The organism is Xanthomonas sp. F1, from assembly GCF_014199855.1.
The window spans coordinates 25,870-40,550 of the sequence record NZ_JACHOK010000003.1 but is presented as its reverse complement, the minus strand read 5'-3'; the positions used below and the strand labels follow the sequence as shown (position 1 = coordinate 40,550).

The window sequence follows — 14,681 nt, the reverse complement described above, 5'->3', positions numbered from 1 at the left end:
TCAGATCTCCGCCGCCAGCTCGTCGAGCAGCGCCTTGTGGGCGTTGGCGTCGATTTCGCGCTTGAGCAGCTTCTCGGCGCCGCTCACCGCCAGCAGCGACACCTGGCGACGCAGGTCTTCGCGCGCGCGGTTGGCCGCGGCGTCGATCTCGGCCTGGGCCAGTTCCTTCTGCCGGTTGGCTTCGACGATCGCCTCGTGCTTGGCCGCCTCGACGATCTGGTTGGCGCGCGCATGGGCCTGGTCGATGATCTCGTTGGCCTTGATGCGGGCGTCCTTCAACGCTTCGTTGACCTTTTCCTGCGCCTGCGCCAGATCCTTCTGGCTGCGATCGGCCGCGGCCAGGCCTTCGGCGATCTTCTGTTGGCGCTCTTCGATGGCCTGCATCAGCGGCGGCCAGATCTTGGTCGCGACGATCCAGATCAGACCGGCGAACGCCAGCGCCTGGGCAAAGAGGGTGAGACCGATATTCATGGGGTACGCTCAGCCAATGGTGACGGGGTGGACGCGCCGCCAGCGCGGCAGCGCGTCCGAACCTTCATCCGTAGCGGCGGCCGCCGATGGCGACCGCACGCCGGTACGACGGGATCAACCGCCCTGCGGCAGACGCGCGACGAACTCGCCGATCATCGGGTTGGCGAACGCGAACAGCAGGCCGACCGCGACGCTGATGATGAACGCGGCGTCGATCAGGCCGGCGGTGATGAACATGCGGACCTGCAGCACCGGGATCAGTTCCGGCTGGCGCGCGGCCGATTCCAGGAACTTGCCGGCCATGATGGCCAGACCGAGGCCGGCGCCCAGCGCGGCCAGGCCGATCATGATGCCGACGGCGAGGACGGTGGAGCTCTGGACTTGGGCGAGGTTGGTCAGGACGGCGAAGTACATGGTTTTCTCCAGGAACAAAGTTGCTTGAGGATGGTGAATCGAACGAAGGGTTGCTTAGAACGCGTGAAACAGAAACGTCAGTGGCTGTCTTCCGCCAGGCTCAGGTACACGATCGACAGCATCATGAAAATGAACGCCTGCAGCGGAATCACCAGCAGGTGGAACAGCATCCAGCCGAAGCCGAACGCGCCGCCGGCCAGCGCACCGAAGATGCCGGCACCGCCGAGCACCCAGATCAGCAGGAACACGATCTCGCCGCCGAACATGTTGCCGAACAGTCGCATCGCCAGCGACACCGGCTTGCTCAGCCATTCGACGATATTGAGGATCAGGTTGAACGGCAGCATCCACTTGCCGAACGGCGCGGTGAGGAATTCCTTGGTCATCCCGCCCACGCCCTTGGAACGCAGCGAGAAGAAGATCATCAGGAAGAACACGCTGATCGACATGCCCAGGGTGGCATTGACGTCGGCGGTCGGCACCGGCTTCCAGTAGTGCACGCCGGCCCAGCTCAGCGGAATCGCCAGGAAGTCCGCCGGGATCATCTTGATGAGGTTCATCATCAGGATCCAGAAGAACAGGGTGATCGCGATCGGGGTCACCAGCTTGCTGGTGCCGTGGTAGGTGTCCTTGGCCTGGCGGTCGACGAACTCCAGCATGATTTCCACGAATGCCTGCCACTTGCCCGGCACGCCGGCGGTGGCCTTGCGCGTGGCCAGCCAGAAGCCGAACACCATCAGCAGGCCGGACAGCACCGACATGATCATGGTATCGACGTGCACCTGCCAGAACCCGCCTTCCTGCACCTGGAAGGTGAGGTTGTGCAGATGGTGCTGGATGTAGGAGGTAGGAGTTTCTGCCTCGCCCGCCATGAGTCCTGAGCCTTTTCTTGATTCGATCAACGCCTGGCCAGAGCCAGAACCTGGAACATCAGCCCGACGGCGATACCCGCCAACAGGGCCAGAGGAGGCAACCGCCACCAGGCAAAGCCCAGCGCCAGCACCGCGAACACCAACACCCACTTCAGCACCATGGCCACGATCAACCGTGCCAATGCCGACCCTGCCGCCTGCACGCCGCCATCGAGCGCGGTGCGTGCCGCCAGCCATCCCCCTGCCACGGTCGCCAGCCCGGTCGCGGCGGCGCCCATCGCGTATTTCGGCCCCAGCAAGAGGAACAGCAGGGACACCACGGCCACCGCCACCAGCGGGTAAATCGCTGCGCGCAGCATCAGCCGCCGACCCGCATCAACGGAGTTCAGCACAGAAAATCCTGCAATTGGTGGTGGATTGAGGACGTCTTCGCGTCCGTCGAGCCGCGGAATTATAGCAATGGGACAATTTGCGAGACAACCGCCAGGGGTCCTGACCGCGTCCGAATGCCCCTCCGCCCGTAGACGATAGCACGGTCACCACCCGTGGCCGGCGCCGGATGCGGCATTGCAGCACGTCTTTGCGGGGAACTTTCTGTCCACTACCCTGTCTGATCGGACAGGGACTGCGCCCATCCTCGTCGGCCCACAGCGCAGACCCACCGAGCCCCGGTCCTCCCGGGGCTCTTTTCGTTGCGTGTTCTGGGACAGGCGTGGCGGCGTGAGCCACCATACTTTCACGAATGGTGGACGCGGATTTAAGGATAGTGACGGCACGCGATGGCGCTGCCATCGACGCCTCATCCAAAAAATCCCAAGACGACGGAGCTTGTCCCCCATGAAACACTTGCTTGCCCTGGCGCTGCCGTGCGCGCTCGCCGCCGCTTACGCGCTGCCCGCTCACGCCGAAGACGGCGACGACCGCTTCACCCTGCGCGTCGGCGCGATGAACGTGGACAACGACAACACCCTGCGCGGCAATGCCGTGATCAACGGCAACGCCATTTCCGGCTCGCAGGACTTCAACTTCGGCGGCAAGGAATGGGAGCCGCGCGTGGACGGCGTGTTCCGCCTCAGCACCCGTCAGCGCCTGATCTTCGACTACTTCAAGTTCGACAAGGACCGCCGCGAAGAGCTGGGCCAGGACGTCAGCCTGGGCGGCGTGACCGTGCCGTCGGGCAGCTTCGTCAAGGGCGAGCTGAAGTACCAGGTGGCCAGCCTGGTGTACGACTACTCGGTGATCGACAACCCGCAGTTCAGCATGGGCCTGCAGATCGGTGCCGAGTGGGCCAAGGTGCAGTCCAATGCCTACGCCGACCTGGGTCCGGTCTACACCGGCACCTTCCTGGACGAGAGCGAGGACGGCGCTGCGCCGGTGGTCGGCGTGCGCTTCACCGCGCACCCGAGCGAGCACTGGCTGTTCAACATCCAGGGCCAGTACCTCAACACCAAGTGGGGCGACTTCGGCGACTACGACGGCGACCTGAGCCGCGCCAACGCCATCGTCGAGTACCGCTTCACCCGCAACTTCGGCATCTTCGCCGGCTACGACTGGTTCAAGCTGGACGTGGACCGCAAGCGCGACAACGCCAGCGTCGGCCTGAAGCAGGAGTTCAAGGGCCCGGTCGCGGGCGTGACCTTCGCGTTCTGATTGTTTCGGGACCCGGGACCCGGGCCCCGCAAGCAGCCTCATGCAGAACCCCGCAGCGATGCGGGGTTCTGTCGTTTGACGGGTGCGCGGAAGAGGGCCGGCGCGGCGACAGCTGCGCACGCTCAGGGCGGCTTGGTCGCACCGGCCACCAGCAGATGCCGGTGCGTCGTGCAGTAGCACTCGTCGTGCCAGCCGTAGTGCGGATCGGTGCAGATCGCGTGCTGCACCGTCGCCGGCAGCGAGGCCACGTCGCTGCGCAAGTCGCGCTTCAACGACACGAAGACCGAGCCCGGATGCGGCCAGTCGGTCCGGCGTGGCGGCTCGGCGATACGGTTGCCACTGGCCAGTTCGCGCTGCAGCAACGCCTGCAGTTCGGGACATAGATTGCCCTGCCCCACGGCGACCTCCATGCGTCCTATCGACACCGCAGCGACCGCACCGCACGCAGCGGTACGGTCGCGCGGGCGTCACTTCTTCTTCGGGATGTACAGGTCGGTGATGGTGCCGTCGTAGACCTCGGCGCTCATGCCGACCGACTCGCTCAGGGTCGGATGCGCGTGGATGGTGTGGCCGATGTCCTCGGCCTCGGCGCCCATCTCGATCGCCAGGCCGATCTCGGCCAGCAGGTCGCCAGCGTGCACGCCGACGATGGCGCCACCGATGATGCGGTGCGTTTCCTCGTCGAAGATCAGCTTGGTGAAGCCCTCGGTGCGGCCGATGCCGATGGCGCGGCCGCTGGCCGCCCACGGGAACTTGGCCACGCCGACCTTCAGCCCCTTGGCCTTGGCCTCGGTCTCGGTGACGCCGACCCAGGCGATTTCCGGATTGGTGTAGGCCACCGACGGGATCACCCGCGCCACCCACTCCTTTTTCTCGCCGGCGGCCACTTCCGCGGCCAGCTTGCCTTCGTGGGTGGCCTTGTGCGCCAGCATCGGGTTACCGACGATGTCGCCGATGGCGAAGATGTGCGGCACGTTGGTGCGCATCTGCCGGTCGACCGGAATGAAGCCGCGCTCGGTGACGTTGATGCCGGCCTTGTCGGCGCCGATCTTCTTGCCATTGGGCGCGCGACCCACCGCGACCAGCACACGGTCGTAGGTGGTGGCGGCCAGCGCCGGGGTTTCGCCCGCGGTCGCCGCTTCGAAGGTCACGGTGATGCCCTTCTTGTCGGCCTTGACCTCGGCCGCCTTGGTCTTGAGATGGACCTCCACGCCCTGCTTCTTCAAGCGGTCGGCCAGCGGCTTGACCAGGTCCTTGTCGGCACCCGGCATCAGCTGGTCCATGAACTCGACCACGGTGACCTTGCTGCCCAGCGCGCTGTACACGGTGGCCATTTCCAGGCCGATGATGCCGCCGCCGACCACCAGCAGGGTCTTGGGGATCTCCTGCAGTTCCAGCGCATCGGTGGAGTCCATCACCCGCTTGTCGTCCCACGGGAAATTCGGCAGCTTCACCGCCTGCGAGCCGGCGGCGACAATGCAGTGCTCGAAGCGCAGCAACTGGGTCTTGCCGTCGGCGCCGACGATCTCCAGTTCGTTCGGCGACACGAACGACGCCACACCGGTGACGGTGCGCACCTTGCGCTGCTTGGCCATGCTGGCCAGGCCGCCGGTGAGCTTGCCGACCACCTTTTCCTTGTACTCGCGCAGCTTGTCCAGGGTGATCTTGGGCTTGCCGAAGTCCACGCCGAAATCGCCGGCATGGGCGACCTCGTCGATCACCGCGGCTGCGTGCAGCAGCGCCTTGGATGGAATGCAGCCGACGTTGAGGCAGACGCCGCCGAGGCTGGCGTAGCGCTCGATCAGCACCGTGTCCAGGCCCAGGTCAGCAGCGCGGAACGCGGCGGTGTAGCCGCCGGGGCCGGCGCCGAGCACCACCATCTTGCATTCGATGTCGGCGGGCTTGCCGCTGGCCAGCGCCGGCTTGGGCGCCGGCGGCTCGGCCGGCGCGCGGTGCGACGGCGCCACCGGCGGCTTGCTGGCCGGCACCTCGGCCGGGGCCGCGGCGGGCGCCGCAGCGGCGCCGTCGGCGGTCTCCAGCAGCGCGATCACCGCGCCCTCGGACAGGGTGTCGCCGAGCTTGACCTTCAGCTCCTTGATCACGCCGGCGGCCGCGGACGGCACTTCCAGCGTGGCCTTGTCCGACTCCAGCGTCACCAGGCCCTGGTCCTTCTTCACCGTGTCGCCGACGGCGACCAGCACCTCGATGACCGGAACGTCGCTGTAGTCGCCGATATCCGGGACCTTGACCTCAATGACCGCCATGCAGCTTCTCCTGTGGCCCCTCGCCGTGGCGAAGGGCGTTTGCAGTTCGTCGGCGCGACCGCGCAAACACGCGGCGCGCGCAAGTGGGGGAAAACCGGCACCGCGACGGACGCGGCGCCGTGACGACAGGGCTTACAGCAGCACGCGGCGCATGTCCGCCAGCACCTGGCTCAGGTAGGTGGTGAAGCGCGCCGCGGCGGCGCCGTCGATGACGCGGTGGTCGTAGCTCAGCGACAGCGGCAGCAGCAGCTTGGGGGCGAACTCCTTGCCGTTCCACACCGGCTGGATCGCCGACTTGGACACGCCCAGGATCGCCACTTCCGGCGCGTTGACGATCGGCGTGAACGCGGTGCCGCCGATGCCGCCGAGCGAACTGATCGAGAAGCAGCCGCCGCTCATCTCGGCCGGGCCGAGCTTGCCGTCGCGCGCCTTCTTGGCCAGCTCGCCGCTCTCGCGCGCCAGCTCGACCACGCCCTTCTTGTCCACGTCGCGGATCACCGGCACCACCAGCCCGTTCGGGGTGTCGGCGGCGAAGCCGATGTGGAAGTACTTCTTCAGGGTCAGGTTCTCGCCGCTGGCATCGAGCGAGGCGTTGAAGTCGGGGAACTGCTTCAGCGCCGCGGCGCTGGCCTTGAGCAGGAAGGCGAGCATGGTCAGCTTGATGCCGGCCTTCTCGTTCTCCTTGTTCAGCGCCACGCGCAAGGCTTCCAGGTCGGTGATGTCGGCCTGCTCGAACTGGGTGACGTGCGGGATCATCGCCCAGTTGCGCGCCAGGTTGGCGCCGGAGATCTTCTTGATCCGCGACAGCGGCTTGACCTCGACCTCGCCGAACTTGGCGAAGTCCACCTTCGGCCACGGCAGCAGGTTCAGGCCGTTGCCGCCGGCGGCAGGCGCGGCACCCGCAGCGGCCGGTGCGGCGCCGGACAGCGCCGCCTTGACGTAGCGCTGCACGTCGTCCTTGCTGATGCGGCCGCCCTGTTCCGAGCCGCTGACCTGGAACAGGTCCACGCCCAGCTCGCGGGCGAACACGCGCACCGCCGGACTTGCATAGGGCACCTTCTGCGGCAGCACGCTGTCGGCGTCGAACGCCACCGGCGGGCTGCTCTGGGTGGCGGACGGCGCGGCGGCCTTGGCCGGCGCCGTGGCCTGGACCTGGGCGATCTCGCGCTGGGCCAGCTTGTCCGGCGCGGACGAGGTCGGCACCGGCTCCACGCCGCCGCCGGTCTCGGCGCTGGGCTGAATCGCGGACGCGGACGGCGCGTCGGCATCGCTGCCGGCCACTTCGATCAGCGCCACCACCTTGCCCTCGGACAGGCTGTCGCCGACCTTCACCTTGATTTCCTTGACCACGCCGGCCACCGACGAGGGCACTTCCATCGTCGCCTTGTCCGACTCCAGGGTGACCAGGCTCTGGTCCTTCTTCACCGTGTCGCCGACCGCGACCAGCACCTCGATCACCGGCACGTCGCTGTAGTCGCCGATGTCCGGCACCCGCGCTTCGACCACACCGGTGGCCGCCGCTGCGGCCGGGGCCGGCTTGACCGCATTCTGCGCGGGCGCGGCGGCCGGGGCGGCGGTCTGCTGGGCCGGCGCGGGCGTGGCCTTGGCGGGCGCAGGCGCGGCGGGTGCGGCACTGGCGCCACCCTCGGCCACCTCGATCAGCGCCACCACCTTGCCCTCGGACAGGCTGTCGCCGACCTTGACCTTGATCTCCTTGACCACGCCGGCGAACGGCGACGGCACTTCCATCGTCGCCTTGTCCGACTCCAGGGTGACCAGGCTCTGGTCCTTCTTCACCGTGTCGCCGACGGCCACCAGCACTTCGATTACCGGGACGTCGCTGTAGTCACCGATATCGGGGACAAGTGCTTCCTTGATTTCGGCCATGCGGGCAACTCCGGCAACTAATGAGGGGGAAACCCCTATTGTGGCGGCCCGCAGCCGCAGCGCCAACCTTTGGCAGGCAAAAAAGCCCGATCGTCTGTGCGGCGTGGCGCTGTCGGCGGACAGTACGCCAGCGCATGTTGCATGCCCGCGGCGCGCGCGGCCGGTGCGCCGCCTTCACGGCGCCGCGGCTAGGCTCGCCGCAGATTTCTGGAGGGCAGGCATGCGGATCCTGGTGCTGTTGATGGCGTTGGCGATGCCGCTTGTCGCCTGGTTCTCGCAACGTGGTGCGTTCGGCCCGACCAATGGCGCCATCTCCGACCGCTACCCGACCCTGATCGTCGCCGCCGGCTACGCCTTCGCGATCTGGGGCGTGATCTTCCTGCTCGACCTGGCCTTCGGCCTCTGGCAATCCAGCGCGCGGCGCCGCCGCGGCAGCGCGCTGGCGCAGGTGCGGGCACCGGCGGCGCTGGGCTTCGCGCTGACCGCGGCGTGGATGCCGGTGTTCTCCCAGCAGCACTTCCTGTTGGCGCTGGCGGTGATCTGGACCGCGCTGGCGGCGATGCTGCTGGCCGCGCTGCGACTGTCGCGCGATCGGGCGGCCGAACCGGGCCAGACCCTGTGGGCCTGGCTGCCGCTGTCGCTGCATGCCGGCTGGCTGTCGCTGGCGGCATTCCTGAACACCGCGCAGGTGATCGTGGCCTACCGCTGGCTCTCGACCGAGCGGATGCTGCCGTGGAGCCTGGTGCTGTTCGCGCTGGCGGCGGTACTGCTGCTGGGCATGAACCGAGCGATGCGCGGCAACCTCGCCTATGCGGCGGCGGCGCTGTGGGCGCTGGCAGCGGTCTACGTCAAACAGGCCGGCAGCACGCTCGCCGGTGCGCAGACCGCGGCATGGGTGGCGCTGCTGCTGGCCGCCGCGCTGGCGCTGCAGACGGTGTGGCTGCGCTTGCGCGCGCGGCGCTGATCCATCGACGCAACGTCAGGGCAACCTCCAATCACCCGTTTTTGCCATACATCGCGCTCCCTCTCGTAGGAGCGGCTTCAGCCGCGACAGCCTTGTCGGTAAAGCCTCGTCGCGGCTGAAGCCGCTCCTACGCGTGTGCGCCTGGTGTGATGAGAGGTAGCCTTCAATCGCCAGCCATCGGCACTCGCAGCCATTGCTGCAGCGGCGACCACGCCTGCAGCAGCCGTGGCCAGGCGAACGCGGCATTGGCCGGACTGCTGGAAGGCAGCGCCAGCAGCACCAGCGGCGGATCGCGCTCAGATAACTGCGGCTGCACGAAGCGCGCGAACGCCTGTGCCGCCGCCGCGCCGTTGCAGGCGATGGCGCGCAACTGCGGCAACTGCGCGATGCGTTCGGGCAAGGCATTGGGGATCTCGCTGCCGCGCACGATCGCCGCGTCCAGGCTGCCACGGCGTCGGCACTGGCCGATCACGTCCCACAGGCCCACGCCGGCCGCGTGCAGCGCCTGCATTCGCGCTTCGGCGTCCAATGCCGCATCGAAGCCACAGAGCGCCGCCATCAGCGGCCAGAACCGATTACGCGGATGTGCGTAATAGCGCGCCTGCTGCAACGACGCCGCACCGGGCATGGAGCCGAGCACCAGCACCCGGCAATCGTCCCGTATCTGCGCGGGCAGCCCTTGCAACAACGACTGCGTCGTCACGTCGCACGCACCTGGATGAACGGCCAAAAGTCTTAAAACCTCGTTATTTCAAGCGTCGAGCGCAAGTGCCTGAACGTCGCCTGCATTCGTCCGGCGAGGGTCGGCGACGATTCATCTTCTCATCGATACGGTGTGCGCGCCCACTCCCGTGGCCCCACAAGAAAAAGATGAGGAGATATCCCATGCGGTCCATTCAGATCCTGAGCCTGGCTGTCGTGTCCGCCCTTGCGTTTGCGCCCGCCGCATTCGCACAGGATGCCGATACCGCGTCCGGCAAGCATTTCTCCGTCGTCGGCAGCGCGACCCTGCTCGACCCGCACTCCAAGCCGGCGGCCGGCCTCGACGTCGATGGCGGCCCGGCGCCGACCATCAGCGCCAGCTGGCTGATCGACGACAACTGGGCAGTCGAGCTGTGGGGCGCTGCCGACAAGTTCAACCACCGCGTCAAGGCGGACGGCGTTGGCAAGGTCGGCACCGTCGAACAGCAGCCGATCGCGCTGAGCGGCCAGTACCACTTCGGCCAGGCGGACAACGTGTTCCGTCCGTTCGTCGGCGTCGGTTACTACGAGTCCAACTTCAGCAACGAGAAGATCGACGCGCTTGCCGGTACCGGCCAGCACGTGAGCCTGGACACCGCCAAGGGCGCCATCGGCACCGTCGGCGTGGACATGAACATCAACTCCACCTGGTTCGCCCGTGCCGATGCGCGCTACATGCATTCGCGTCCGGAAGTGAAGGTGGCCGGCGAAGGCACCGGCGAAGACCTGAAGCTGGATCCGTGGCTGTTCAGCTTCGGCGTCGGCGCGCGCTTCTAAGCGTTCCGCCTCCAGTCGTACTGCAAACGGGCCCGCAAGGGCCCGTTTGTTTTTGTGCATGCGCTGGATCGAGCGCGCGCGACCAGCAAGACAGCATTGCGCGTGCACGCAGACGCGGGCGCCTTCAGCGCGGCGAGCGATCGAAACCGCGGTAGCGGTCGAAACGGCGCAGGCGCCGCCGCAACAGCCAGGCATAGGCGCAGGCATAACCGAGCAGCAAGGCCGCGGCGGCCAGCAGGCTGGCGTGACTCATCCAGCCCTGGGTCGGCCACGCCGCGCCATCGACCAGGCTGCGCCAGCCCTGCCACAGCCCGGCTCCGATGCGCACCGCCACCAACGCGGTCAGGCCCAACACCAACCACAGGTTCGGCGTGTAGTGCAGCCCATGCGGCAGCGGCTCGAAGCGGGTGGCGAGGATGCCGAGCGCGCCCAGCAACACGCCGATGCCCCAGCCGGCCAACGCCTGCATCGCCGCACCGGGCCACCAGTGCGCGGCGATCAGCGCGAAGACCAGCAACACCGCGCTCGACAGCAGCGCCGACCACAGTTGCACCACGACCAGCCAACCGCGCGCCTGGCGCCGCGCCGTGCCCACGCGGAACCGCTGCAGCAGCGATAGCGGCAACAGCACCGCGGTCGCCGCCAGCGCGATCACGATCGCCAGCGGAATGGCCAGCAGCAGCGGCATGCGCGTGGCCCGATCAGAACGCCGGCAGCACCGCGCCCTGGTACTTGCGCTGGATGAAGGCCTTCACTTCCGGACTGGTCAGCGCCTTGGCCAGTTTCTGCACGCGCGGATCGTCCTTGTTGTCGGGACGCGCGACCAGGAAGTTCACGTAGGGCGAGTCCTTGCTCTCGATCGCCAACGCATCGCGGGTCGGATTGAGCCCGGCATCGAGCGCGTAGTTGGTGTTGATCAGCGCCAGGTCGACCTGGTCCAGCACCCGCGGCAGCATCGCCGAATCCAGCTCGCGGAACTTCAGCTGCTTGGGATTGGCGACGATGTCGCGCTGGGTGGACAGCGCGTTGCTCGGATCCTTGAGCTTGATGACCCCGGCCTTGTCCAGCAGGATCAGCGCGCGGCTGTTGTTGCTGGGGTCGTTGGGAATCACCACGTCGGCGCCCTGCGGCAGCGCGTCCAGCGACTTGTAGCGGCGCGAGTAGGCGCCGAACGGTTCGATGTGCACGCCGACCACGGTCACCAGGTTGCTCTTGCGGTCGCGGTTGTAGGCCTGCAGGTAGGGCTCGGTCTGGAAGTAGTTCACGTCGATCTGCTTCTGCACTACCTGGTCGTTGGGCTGCACGTAGTCGTTGAACACGCGCACGTCCAGGGTCACGCCCTGCTGCTCCAGCATCGGCTTGACCACCTCCAGGATCTCGGCGTGCGGCACCGCGGTGGCGGCGACGCTGAGGTGGTCGCTGGCGGCGCCGGCATCGGGCTTGCCGCAGCCGCCGAGGGCGAGCACGGCGCTGGCGAGCAGGAGGCGGAACGGGAATCGGGTCATGGCAGGTATCCGGGGAAACGGGGGAGGAGAAGGGCAGCGGCCGAGGCTGTCAGCACGCTAGCAGACCTAGCCTCGGTCTGCGGCGAAAGGCGTGGGATTGCGTCTTGTTGCAGGCGCGGCGCTCGCCCCGTCGTATGCGATCCGGCACCGCGGCCGCTCTACCGCCAGCGGTCGCGGCTGAAGCCGCCCCTATCGCAGCACGCAGGGCCTCAACGCCGGCTGTAATGCGCGACCAGGCGGTCGCCGAGCATCTGCAGCGCCTGCACCAGCAGCAACAGGATCACCACGGTCACCAGGGCCACGTCGGCATGCGAGCGCTGGTAGCCGTCGCGGTAGGCCAGGTCGCCGAGACCGCCGGACCCGATCGCGCCGCCCATCGCGGTGAAGCCGATGAGCGCGATGGTGGTCACCGTGGCACCGGCGATCAGGCCGGGCCGCGCTTCCGGCAGCAGCACCCGCGTCACCAGTTGCCAGGTGGTCGCGCCCATCGCCAGGCTGGCCTCGACCACGCCGCGGTCCACTTCGCGCAGCGCGGTTTCCACCAGCCGTGCGTAGAACGGCGCCGCGCCCACCACCAGCGGCAGGATCGCGCCGCGCACGCCCAGCGAGGTGCCCATCGCCCACAGCGTCAGCGGGATCATCGCGATCATCAGGATGATGAAGGGCACCGAGCGCAGCACGTTGATCACCAGCGCCAGGCCGCCGTACAGCAGCGGCTTCTGGTGGGTCTGGCGCGGGCCGGTGAGGAACAGCAGCACGCCCAACGGCAGGCCGATCAGCAGGGTCAGCGGCAACGAGCCGCCGAGCATCAGCAGGGTGTCGACGGTGGCGCGGCCGATCTCGCTCCACTTGCCGGCATCGAGATTGCGGAAGAAGCCGGCGGCGGCGGTGGCGAACGGACTCATCGGCGCAGCTCCTGCACATGCACGCCGGCGGCGACGAAGGCGGCCTGCGCCGCATCCATGTCGCCACCGACCAGGGCCACGGTCAGTTGGCCGTAAGGGGTGTCCTTGATCCGGTCGATGCGCCCGGACAGGATGTTGTAGTCCACCGCGGTGGCGCGGGCGATGCGCCCTAGCAGCGGCGCGTAGGTGTCGGTGCCGAGGAAGGTCAGGCGCAGGATGCGCCCATCCACCGCGGTGAAATCGCGATACAGCTCGGCCTCGTCGACATGCTCGGCCTCGGAGACGAAGCGCTTGGTGGTCGGATGTTGCGGATGCAGGAACACCTCGGTGACCGGCCCGCTCTCGACCAGATGCCCGGCATCGAGCACCGCCACGCGATCGCAGACGCGACGGATCACTTCCATCTCGTGGGTGATCAGCACGATGGTCAGGCCCAGCTCGCGGTTGATCTGCGCCAGCAGCGCCAGCACCGAGGCGGTGGTCTGCGGGTCCAGCGCGCTGGTGGCCTCGTCGCACAGCAGGATGCGCGGGCGCGTGGCCAGGGCGCGGGCGATGCCGACGCGCTGCTTCTGCCCGCCCGACAGCTGCGCCGGATACTTGCCGGCATGCGCGGCCAGCCCCACCCGCTCCAGCAGTTCGGCCACCCGCGCGTCGATCTCCGCACGCGCCGTGCCGGCCAGTTCCAGTGGGAACGCGACGTTGCCGGCGACCGTGCGCGAGGACAGCAGGTTGAAGTGCTGGAAGATCATGCCCACGCGCTGGCGCAGCGTGCGCAGCCCGGCGCGATCCAGCGCGGTGACGTCTTCGCCGTCGACGATCAGGCGCCCGCCGCTGGGCTCCTCGAGCCGGTTGATCAGCCGGATCAGGGTCGACTTGCCGGCGCCGGAATGGCCGATGATGCCGAACACCTCGCCGGCCTCGATGCGCAAGTCGAGCGGATGCAGCGCCACGACCGGCTGGCCGGCGACGGAATAGGACTTGTGCAGGCGCTCGAACTGGATCAACGCGCGGGACCGGCAGCGACGGGGGGCGCAAAGCCTAGCAGGCCAGGATGGCGTGCGTTATTCCATTCGATTCTAACGTAGGCGCGCATTGCAGGGCCTAGGGGTGCGCCTGCGGCGGTGGATGCGCCACCGCGCGGATCCGCTCGCGGTGCAGCAGGTACAGGCCGCTGGCGACGATGATCGCCCCGCCCACCCAGGTCCAGGCGTCGGGCAGCTTGCGCCACAGCAGCCAATCCCAGGGGATCACCCACAGCAGGCCGCTGTACTCCAGCGGCGCGACCAGCGAGGCGTCGCCGCGGCGGAACGCCTGGGTCAGCGCCACCTGGCCCAGCGCCCCGGCCAGGCCCATGCCGGCGATCCAGCCGCTGTCGGCCTGACGCAGCGGGGTCCAGTCCGGCAGCGCCAGCGCGCCGGCGCCCAACGCCATGATCAGCAGGAACCACACCACCAGCGACTGCGACGTGTCGGTGCGCGCCAGCAGGCTGACCAGCACCGAGGCCACCGCATACGCGACGGCCGCCAGCAGCACCATCAACCCGGGCAGCGAGACGAACCCGTCCATGCCCGGGCGCAGCACCACCAGCACGCCGACCAGGCCGAGGCCGATCGCCGCCCAGCGCCGCGGGCCCACGTATTCGCCGAGCAGCGGCACCGACAGCGCCGCCACCAGCAGCGGCGCGACGAAGTAGATGGTGTAGGCGGTGGACAGCGGCAGGCTGCGCAGGGCCCAGGCGAAGCAGCCGATCATGGCGATGCCGAGCACCCCGCGCAGCAGGTGCAAGCCCCAGCGCACCGGCCAGATCGCGCGCGGCCCAGCACTGGCCAGCACCCACACCAGCACGAACGGCAGCGAGGCGCCGCCACGCAGCGCCGCCACCTGCAGCGCCGGATAATGCGTGCTGAGCTGCTTCATGGACGCATCCATCAGCGAAAAGAACGCGACCGCGGCGATCATCCACGCAGCGGCGGCGGCATTGGAATGGGATGTGGGCATCGGTGCATTATCGCCGCGATCGGCGCTGCGCGTGGTGCCGGAGACCATCGCGTCGGGACTGAAGTCCCTCCCACATGACTCCAGCCGGCGTGCCGGCCAGTGCTGCCTGCTGTAGGAGCGGCCTCAGGGCACTTCTAATAGCGCGTTATTGCCGCGGCTCGGCATGATGTATCGCCGCGATTGTAGGAGCGGCTTCAGCCGCGACGGGCATTGCCGGTAACGTCTGTCGCGGC

General features: G+C 68.1%; 17 protein-coding genes. 4 read left to right on the top strand and 13 right to left on the bottom strand.

The window, feature by feature from the left end; translation table 11 throughout:
• The 4 genes from GGR71_RS09115 to GGR71_RS09100 form a co-directional block, all read right to left on the bottom strand.
• Complete coding sequence (locus tag GGR71_RS09115) at positions 1-471, bottom strand: F0F1 ATP synthase subunit B (RefSeq protein WP_017910291.1); 471 nt, start codon at positions 469-471, stop codon at positions 1-3.
• Between the two features lie 114 nt (positions 472-585).
• On the bottom strand, positions 586-885 hold the full coding sequence (gene atpE / locus GGR71_RS09110; protein ID WP_010340497.1) for a F0F1 ATP synthase subunit C: 300 nt from the start codon (positions 883-885) through the stop codon (positions 586-588).
• Positions 886-962: 77 nt separating this feature from the next.
• Positions 963-1,757 carry a F0F1 ATP synthase subunit A gene (gene atpB, locus GGR71_RS09105; RefSeq protein ID WP_160962362.1) on the bottom strand — a complete coding sequence of 265 codons (795 nt, stop codon included), beginning with the start codon at positions 1,755-1,757 and terminating at the stop codon, positions 963-965.
• 26 nt (positions 1,758-1,783) lie between these two features.
• A complete protein-coding gene (locus GGR71_RS09100; protein ID WP_106407148.1) occupies positions 1,784-2,149 on the bottom strand; it encodes an ATP synthase subunit I in 366 nt (121 codons plus the stop codon).
• A 445-nt stretch (positions 2,150-2,594) separates the two neighbouring features.
• Between GGR71_RS09100 and GGR71_RS09095 the strand changes: the two genes are divergently transcribed.
• Positions 2,595-3,407 carry a porin family protein gene (locus GGR71_RS09095; protein ID WP_160962364.1) on the top strand — a complete coding sequence of 271 codons (813 nt, stop codon included), beginning with the start codon at positions 2,595-2,597 and terminating at the stop codon, positions 3,405-3,407.
• A gap of 122 nt (positions 3,408-3,529) precedes the next feature.
• Here the strand turns inward: GGR71_RS09095 and GGR71_RS09090 are convergent, their stop codons facing one another.
• The 3 genes from GGR71_RS09090 to aceF all read right to left on the bottom strand — a co-directional run bounded on the left by GGR71_RS09090 (position 3,530) and on the right by aceF (position 7,558).
• On the bottom strand, positions 3,530-3,817 hold the full coding sequence (locus GGR71_RS09090; RefSeq protein ID WP_160962365.1) for a hypothetical protein: 288 nt from the start codon (positions 3,815-3,817) through the stop codon (positions 3,530-3,532).
• A 57-nt stretch (positions 3,818-3,874) separates the two neighbouring features.
• A complete protein-coding gene (gene lpdA / locus GGR71_RS09085; RefSeq protein ID WP_160962367.1) occupies positions 3,875-5,671 on the bottom strand; it encodes a dihydrolipoyl dehydrogenase in 1,797 nt (598 codons plus the stop codon).
• A gap of 132 nt (positions 5,672-5,803) precedes the next feature.
• Positions 5,804-7,558, bottom strand: a complete 1,755-nt coding sequence (gene aceF / locus GGR71_RS09080; protein WP_160962369.1) for a dihydrolipoyllysine-residue acetyltransferase — start codon at positions 7,556-7,558, stop codon at positions 5,804-5,806.
• A gap of 220 nt (positions 7,559-7,778) precedes the next feature.
• Here aceF and GGR71_RS09075 point away from each other — a divergent pair, with 220 nt between their 5' ends.
• Positions 7,779-8,522, top strand: coding sequence for a hypothetical protein (locus GGR71_RS09075; RefSeq protein WP_160962371.1), 744 nt, complete (start codon positions 7,779-7,781; stop codon positions 8,520-8,522).
• Between the two features lie 163 nt (positions 8,523-8,685).
• Here GGR71_RS09075 and GGR71_RS09070 read toward each other — a convergent pair whose 3' ends face one another.
• On the bottom strand, positions 8,686-9,225 hold the full coding sequence (locus tag GGR71_RS09070; RefSeq protein WP_160962373.1) for a DNA-deoxyinosine glycosylase: 540 nt from the start codon (positions 9,223-9,225) through the stop codon (positions 8,686-8,688).
• 182 nt (positions 9,226-9,407) lie between these two features.
• Between GGR71_RS09070 and GGR71_RS09065 the strand changes: the two genes are divergently transcribed.
• Positions 9,408-10,040 (top strand): OmpW/AlkL family protein, encoded by a 633-nt coding sequence (locus tag GGR71_RS09065; RefSeq protein ID WP_160962375.1) that lies wholly within the window; start codon positions 9,408-9,410, stop codon positions 10,038-10,040.
• Positions 10,041-10,164: 124 nt separating this feature from the next.
• Here GGR71_RS09065 and GGR71_RS09060 read toward each other — a convergent pair whose 3' ends face one another.
• The 5 genes from GGR71_RS09060 to GGR71_RS09040 form a co-directional block, all read right to left on the bottom strand.
• The gene (locus tag GGR71_RS09060) at positions 10,165-10,728 is read right to left on the bottom strand and encodes a DUF1453 domain-containing protein (protein WP_160962377.1); all 564 of its coding nucleotides are present in this window, start codon (positions 10,726-10,728) and stop codon (positions 10,165-10,167) included.
• A 13-nt stretch (positions 10,729-10,741) separates the two neighbouring features.
• Complete coding sequence (locus tag GGR71_RS09055; RefSeq protein ID WP_160962379.1) at positions 10,742-11,545, bottom strand: MetQ/NlpA family ABC transporter substrate-binding protein; 804 nt, start codon at positions 11,543-11,545, stop codon at positions 10,742-10,744.
• Between the two features lie 209 nt (positions 11,546-11,754).
• Positions 11,755-12,450, bottom strand: coding sequence for a methionine ABC transporter permease (locus tag GGR71_RS09050; RefSeq protein ID WP_160962381.1), 696 nt, complete (start codon positions 12,448-12,450; stop codon positions 11,755-11,757).
• On the bottom strand, positions 12,447-13,454 hold the full coding sequence (locus tag GGR71_RS09045) for a methionine ABC transporter ATP-binding protein (RefSeq protein WP_160962383.1): 1,008 nt from the start codon (positions 13,452-13,454) through the stop codon (positions 12,447-12,449). The genes GGR71_RS09050 and GGR71_RS09045 overlap by 4 nt, the downstream gene beginning before the upstream one ends.
• A gap of 97 nt (positions 13,455-13,551) precedes the next feature.
• Positions 13,552-14,448: a DMT family transporter gene (locus GGR71_RS09040; protein WP_160962385.1), complete on the bottom strand. Its 897-nt coding sequence runs from the start codon at positions 14,446-14,448 to the stop codon at positions 13,552-13,554.
• Here GGR71_RS09040 and GGR71_RS09035 point away from each other — a divergent pair.
• Positions 14,366-14,563: a hypothetical protein gene (locus tag GGR71_RS09035; RefSeq protein WP_184451927.1), complete on the top strand. Its 198-nt coding sequence runs from the start codon at positions 14,366-14,368 to the stop codon at positions 14,561-14,563. The genes GGR71_RS09040 and GGR71_RS09035 overlap by 83 nt on opposite strands.
• Positions 14,564-14,681 lie beyond the last annotated feature (118 nt).

What these genes read in the sequence shown, in the direction of transcription:
- GGR71_RS09040 (WP_160962385.1), bottom strand. Translation starts at nt 14,448, where the DNA reads ATGCCCACATCCCATTCCAATGCCGCCGCCGCTGCGTGGATGATCGCC.
- GGR71_RS09035 (WP_184451927.1), top strand. Translation starts at nt 14,366, where the DNA reads ATGGACGCATCCATCAGCGAAAAGAACGCGACCGCGGCGATCATCCAC.
- GGR71_RS09090 (WP_160962365.1), bottom strand. Translation starts at nt 3,817, where the DNA reads ATGGAGGTCGCCGTGGGGCAGGGCAATCTATGTCCCGAACTGCAGGCG.
- atpE (WP_010340497.1), bottom strand. Translation starts at nt 885, where the DNA reads ATGTACTTCGCCGTCCTGACCAACCTCGCCCAAGTCCAGAGCTCCACC.
- GGR71_RS09050 (WP_160962381.1), bottom strand. Translation starts at nt 12,450, where the DNA reads ATGAGTCCGTTCGCCACCGCCGCCGCCGGCTTCTTCCGCAATCTCGAT.
- GGR71_RS09065 (WP_160962375.1), top strand. Translation starts at nt 9,408, where the DNA reads ATGCGGTCCATTCAGATCCTGAGCCTGGCTGTCGTGTCCGCCCTTGCG.
- aceF (WP_160962369.1), bottom strand. Translation starts at nt 7,558, where the DNA reads ATGGCCGAAATCAAGGAAGCACTTGTCCCCGATATCGGTGACTACAGC.
- lpdA (WP_160962367.1), bottom strand. Translation starts at nt 5,671, where the DNA reads ATGGCGGTCATTGAGGTCAAGGTCCCGGATATCGGCGACTACAGCGAC.
- GGR71_RS09060 (WP_160962377.1), bottom strand. Translation starts at nt 10,728, where the DNA reads ATGCCGCTGCTGCTGGCCATTCCGCTGGCGATCGTGATCGCGCTGGCG.
- GGR71_RS09075 (WP_160962371.1), top strand. Translation starts at nt 7,779, where the DNA reads ATGCGGATCCTGGTGCTGTTGATGGCGTTGGCGATGCCGCTTGTCGCC.
- atpB (WP_160962362.1), bottom strand. Translation starts at nt 1,757, where the DNA reads ATGGCGGGCGAGGCAGAAACTCCTACCTCCTACATCCAGCACCATCTG.
- GGR71_RS09095 (WP_160962364.1), top strand. Translation starts at nt 2,595, where the DNA reads ATGAAACACTTGCTTGCCCTGGCGCTGCCGTGCGCGCTCGCCGCCGCT.
- GGR71_RS09115 (WP_017910291.1), bottom strand. Translation starts at nt 471, where the DNA reads ATGAATATCGGTCTCACCCTCTTTGCCCAGGCGCTGGCGTTCGCCGGT.
- GGR71_RS09055 (WP_160962379.1), bottom strand. Translation starts at nt 11,545, where the DNA reads ATGACCCGATTCCCGTTCCGCCTCCTGCTCGCCAGCGCCGTGCTCGCC.